This is a genomic window from Phytobacter sp. V69 (assembly GCF_965644215.1).
GTDB lineage: Bacteria > Pseudomonadota > Gammaproteobacteria > Enterobacterales > Enterobacteriaceae > Phytobacter.
The window spans coordinates 1-3,313 of sequence record NZ_CBFFRL010000304.1 but is presented as its reverse complement, the minus strand read 5'-3'; the positions used below and the strand labels follow the sequence as shown (position 1 = coordinate 3,313).

Genomic DNA, 3,313 nt, shown 5'->3' with positions numbered 1-3,313 from the left:
CGCGTACTGAACGGCCCCTCTCCCTGAGGCCTTGTAGCCCCGGCAAGCGCAGCGCCGCCGGGGAATTCCCGGATGCGGCGTAAACGCCTTATCCAGACTACGCGTCACTGCGCGTACTGAACGGGCCTCTCTCCCTGAGACCCTTGTAGCCCCGGCAAGCGCAACGCCGCCGGGGAATTCCCGGATGCGGCGTAAACGCCTTATCAAGGCTACGCGTCACTGCACGTACTGAACGGCCCCTCTCCCTGAGGCCTTGTAGCCCCGGCAAGCGCAGCGCCGCCGGGGAATTCCCGGATGCGGCGTAAACGCCTTATCCAGGCTACGCGTCACTGCACGTACTGAACGGTCCTCTCTCCCTGAGGCCATTGTAGCCCCGGCAAGCGCAGCGCCGCCGAGGAAAACGTTACACGCCGAACTGTTCCCGATACGCGCGTACCGCAGCCAGATGGTCAGCCATTTCCGGCTTCTCTTCCAGATAAGCAATCAGGTCTTTCAGGGTGATGATTGAAATCACTTTGCAGCCGTAATCGCGTTCAACTTCCTGGATCGCGGAAATATCCGCGCGTCCACGCTCCTGACGATCAAGAGAGATCAGCACGCCAGCAAGCGTCGCGCCGTTCGCCTGAATGATCTCCATCGATTCACGAATCGCGGTACCGGCAGTGATCACGTCATCCACCAGCATCACACGGCCCTGCAGCGCACTGCCAACCAGCGTACCGCCTTCGCCGTGGTCTTTGGCCTCTTTGCGGTTGAAGCAATACGGCACGTCACGCTCGTGGTGTTCAGCCAGCGCAACCGCCGTGGTGGTCGCAATCGGAATACCTTTGTATGCCGGGCCAAACAGCAGGTCGAAATCAATTTTCGAATCCACCAGCGCTTCGGCATAAAAACGGCCCAGCAACGCCAAATCACGCCCGGTATTAAACAGGCCGGCGTTAAAGAAATAGGGGCTCTTGCGCCCGGATTTCAGCGTGAACTCGCCAAATTTGAGTACCTGTTTGTTAAGCGCAAACTCAATAAACTGGCGCTGATATGCTTTCATGGATTCGCTCCTCATCTTAGAACCAGGATTTCACTTTTCTATGGACAAAAAAAAGCGACTTCTCAGTCGCCTTAAAAACTAGTTTTCCAACGCCGCTTTCTGCGTCGCGATAATCGATTCGATTCCCCCTCGGGCCAACGCCAGCAAGGTAAGGAGCTCTTCGTGGGTGAACGGCTCGCCCTCAGCGGTGCCCTGAACCTCAATGATGCGGCCATCTTCGGTCATCACCACATTCATGTCGGTTTCCGCCGCTGAGTCTTCAACGTATTCCAGGTCGCAAACCGCTTCGCCGTTAACGATACCGACGGAAACCGCCGCCACCAGCCCTTTCATCGGGTTCGCTTTCAGTTTGCCTGCGCTTACCAGCGCGTTCAGAGCATCGGCCAGCGCAACGCATGCACCGGTAATAGAAGCAGTACGGGTACCGCCGTCAGCCTGAATCACATCGCAGTCGAGGGTGATGGTGTATTCGCCAAGCGCGGTTAAGTCTACCGCCGCACGCAGTGCACGGGCGATAAGACGTTGAATTTCCATGGTACGCCCGCCCTGCTTGCCCTTCGCCGCTTCGCGCGCGTTACGGGTGTGGGTGGAACGCGGCAGCATGCCATATTCGGCGGTAATCCAGCCCTGGCCCTGGCCTTTCAGAAAACGTGGCACACCTTCTTCAAGGGTGGCGGTGCACAGTACTTTGGTGTCACCAAATTCAACCAGCACGGAGCCTTCAGCGTGTTTTGTGTAATTACGGGTCAGGGTGACGGGACGCACCTCGGTGGTGCTACGGCCTGATGGACGCATGATGATTTCTCCGGCTGTTACGAATGTGGCTGCGCATTATACTGGCTTACCAAGGTTATTCCTATCCTGATAAGCCCGTGAAAGCTATAATCCCCGCATCTCTCCTTAAAAAACGGGAACGTCTATGATCCGCAGTATGACCGCCTACGCTCGGCGTGAAATCAAAGGTAGCTGGGGCTCCGCCTCCTGGGAACTGCGCTCGGTTAACCAGCGTTATCTGGAAACCTACTTCCGCATGCCTGAGCAGTTCCGTAGCCTTGAGCCGGTTGTTCGTGAGCGCATTCGTGCGCGTCTGACCCGTGGCAAAATCGAATGCAACCTGCGTTTCGAACCCGATGCCAGCGCCCAGGGCGAACTGATCCTCAACGAGAAGCTGGCCAAACAGCTGGTCTCTGCAGCGAACTGGGTCAAAATGCAAAGCGATGAAGGCGAAATCAACCCGGTAGATATTCTGCGCTGGCCGGGCGTGATGGCCGCTCAGGAACAGGACCTGGATGCCATTTCCGCTGAAATTCTCGCCGCACTCGACGGCGCACTGGATGACTTTATTGTCGCCCGTGAAACCGAAGGCCAGGCCCTGAAAGCACTGATCGAACAGCGCCTTGACGGCGTGAGCACTCAGGTGAAAAACGTGCGTGCGCAAATGCCGGAAATCCTGCAGTGGCAGCGTGACCGTCTGGTCGCCAAACTGGAAGATGCTCAGGTACAGCTCGAAAACAACCGTCTGGAACAAGAGCTGGTGCTGATGGCGCAGCGTATTGACGTTGCCGAAGAGCTGGATCGTCTGGACGCGCACGTTAAAGAGACCTGGAACATCCTCAAGAAGAAAGAAGCAGTAGGCCGCCGTCTCGACTTTATGATGCAGGAGTTCAACCGTGAGTCGAATACCCTGGCGTCTAAATCCATTAATGCCGATGTCACCAATTCCGCTATTGAGCTGAAAGTGTTGATCGAGCAGATGCGCGAACAGATCCAGAATATCGAGTAAGTTCTCTCAAAACCCAATTAATTACACAAGCCCATGTTATATGGGCTTTTTTATTGGAAATACTGTCTACCAAAGAACATCTAAATCCAGCAAGAACCACCGATAATCGGGGGGTAAACTGGAGATTACTTTAGCTTTACTAGACAAAAAAGTGAGTTTATAACCATGTACTCCCCACTATGACATCTGGTCAGGATAGGTATATGGCTTCACTAACAGTCAAGGCTGTTCAGGCTCTAATCAAAGCAGGCGAACCAGGTAAGTTTGGAGACAACCGGGGTTTGTATCTGAAAATCCCAACCAAGGGTGAACCTTACTGGATGCTTCGATACACAATCAGCTCCAAGAGACGAGAAATCACCCTTGGCAAGGTATCATTCATCTCGTTATCAGAGGCACGGAGTCTTGCAGTGTTAGCAGCAATGGAATAGTGACCCACCCCAGCAGCTGAATTTTGACCCTGGGGTTAAGCTGCTCTCTCTGAA

At 54.8% G+C, this 3,313-nt stretch carries 4 protein-coding genes; 2 read left to right on the top strand and 2 right to left on the bottom strand.

Annotated features, from left to right (window positions below; genetic code table 11):
- Positions 1–403: 403 nt before the first annotated feature.
- Together pyrE and rph are read right to left on the bottom strand one after the other, a co-directional pair.
- Positions 404–1,045 carry an orotate phosphoribosyltransferase gene (gene pyrE, locus ACSZPU_RS24120; protein ID WP_499004078.1) on the bottom strand — a complete coding sequence of 214 codons (642 nt, stop codon included), beginning with the start codon at positions 1,043–1,045 and terminating at the stop codon, positions 404–406.
- Positions 1,046–1,123: 78 nt separating this feature from the next.
- The gene (rph, locus tag ACSZPU_RS24115; protein ID WP_499004076.1) at positions 1,124–1,840 is read right to left on the bottom strand and encodes a ribonuclease PH; all 717 of its coding nucleotides are present in this window, start codon (positions 1,838–1,840) and stop codon (positions 1,124–1,126) included.
- 124 nt (positions 1,841–1,964) lie between these two features.
- On the opposite strand from rph, the gene ACSZPU_RS24110 reads away from it, so the two are divergent.
- Together ACSZPU_RS24110 and ACSZPU_RS24105 are read left to right on the top strand one after the other, a co-directional pair.
- Complete coding sequence (locus ACSZPU_RS24110; RefSeq protein WP_499004073.1) at positions 1,965–2,828, top strand: YicC/YloC family endoribonuclease; 864 nt, start codon at positions 1,965–1,967, stop codon at positions 2,826–2,828.
- Positions 2,829–3,007: 179 nt separating this feature from the next.
- A complete protein-coding gene (locus ACSZPU_RS24105) occupies positions 3,008–3,259 on the top strand; it encodes an Arm DNA-binding domain-containing protein (RefSeq protein WP_499004070.1) in 252 nt (83 codons plus the stop codon).
- The last annotated feature ends 54 nt before the right edge of the window (positions 3,260–3,313 follow it).

Coding starts and splice junctions, on each gene's coding strand:
- pyrE (WP_499004078.1), bottom strand. CDS start 1,045: ATGAAAGCATATCAGCGCCAGTTTATTGAGTTTGCGCTTAACAAACAG.
- rph (WP_499004076.1), bottom strand. CDS start 1,840: ATGCGTCCATCAGGCCGTAGCACCACCGAGGTGCGTCCCGTCACCCTG.
- ACSZPU_RS24110 (WP_499004073.1), top strand. CDS start 1,965: ATGATCCGCAGTATGACCGCCTACGCTCGGCGTGAAATCAAAGGTAGC.
- ACSZPU_RS24105 (WP_499004070.1), top strand. CDS start 3,008: ATGACATCTGGTCAGGATAGGTATATGGCTTCACTAACAGTCAAGGCT.